Origin of the sequence: Streptomyces sp. SID14436, assembly GCF_010548465.1 — a bacterium.
In the GTDB taxonomy this organism is placed as follows: Bacteria; Actinomycetota; Actinomycetes; order Streptomycetales; family Streptomycetaceae; genus Streptomyces.
The window spans coordinates 1-1108 of sequence record NZ_JAAGMD010000220.1; the positions used below are offsets into that span (position 1 = coordinate 1).

2 pseudogenes are annotated in these 1108 nt (G+C 78.5%); one reads left to right on the forward strand and one right to left on the reverse strand.

The features are described 5' to 3' along the window. Positions 1–220, reverse strand: a pseudogene (locus tag G3I53_RS07990) (hypothetical protein); the annotation flags it as partial. Between the two features lie 258 nt (positions 221–478). Between G3I53_RS07990 and G3I53_RS07995 the strand changes: the two are divergent. Further along, positions 479–1108 (forward strand): annotated as a pseudogene (locus G3I53_RS07995) (apolipoprotein N-acyltransferase); the annotation flags it as partial.

The following is a 1108-nucleotide window of genomic DNA, read 5'->3' on the forward strand; positions in this document are numbered from 1 at the left end:
CCACCGGCAGCAGCGCCCCGCCGATCCGGCCCGCCGCGTACCCGGCCGCGACGGCCAGCACGGCGAGCAGCATCCCCTCCGGACGCCCGCCCCGCGCGGCAGCCGTGATCAGCGGCCAGGCCGCGCAGGCGCCCAGCACCACCACCCCGGCCGCATCCGGACCCGTGCGTCTGACGCCGTCCGTCTCCGGACCGGCCGTGGACCTCTCCGTGGAACCCACCCCGCACCCACCCCGCACCCCGCACCGCGTCGCCCCCGACCTGTGACGGAACCCCGGCCGCCGGGGCCGCGGACCGCGGCACGACCAGGGCACCGGCACACCGTAACGGGTGGCGGACGCCCGTGGGGACGGTCGGGAACGGTCCCGCCGAAACGTCCCGGCACGGCCGGTGCCGACGGCCGTCCGGCTCTCCGGCCGGTGTCCGGCCCACCGGCTCCGCGCTGTCGGGGCCGAGGTCAGGCGCCGTAGACTCCCCGGGTGACCGTCACCGCAGCTCCCGTCGACGCGGCGGACCCCGTGCCGCCGCGGACGCCCAGGGCGCGCGACCGGTGGCTCGGGCGCGCCAGGCGCCTCGTGCCCGCCGCCGCGTCCGCCCTCTCCGGGTTCCTCCTCTACGTCAGCTTCCCGCCGCGCACCCTGTGGTGGCTGGCGCTGCCCGCCTTCGCCGTCCTCGGCTGGGTGCTGCGCGGCCGGAGCTGGAAGGCGGGGCTGGGCCTGGGCTACCTCTTCGGCCTGGGCTTCCTGCTGCCGCTGCTGGTGTGGACCGGGGTCGAGGTGGGGCCCGGACCGTGGATCGCCCTGGTGGTCATCGAGGCCGTCTTCGTCGCCCTCGTCGGTGCCGGCGTCGCCGCGGTGTCCCGGCTCCCGGCCTGGCCGCTGTGGGCCGCCGCCCTGTGGACGGCCGGCGAGGCGGCCCGCGCACGCGCCCCGTTCAACGGGTTCCCCTGGGGCAAGGTCGCCTTCGGACAGGCCGACGGCGTCTTCCTGCCGCTGGCCGCGCTGGGCGGCACGCCGGTGCTCGGCTTCGCGGTCGTCCTGTGCGGCTTCGGCCTGTACGAGACCGTGCGCGTGACCGCGGCGGCCCGGCGCGCGGGGACACTGCGGCGG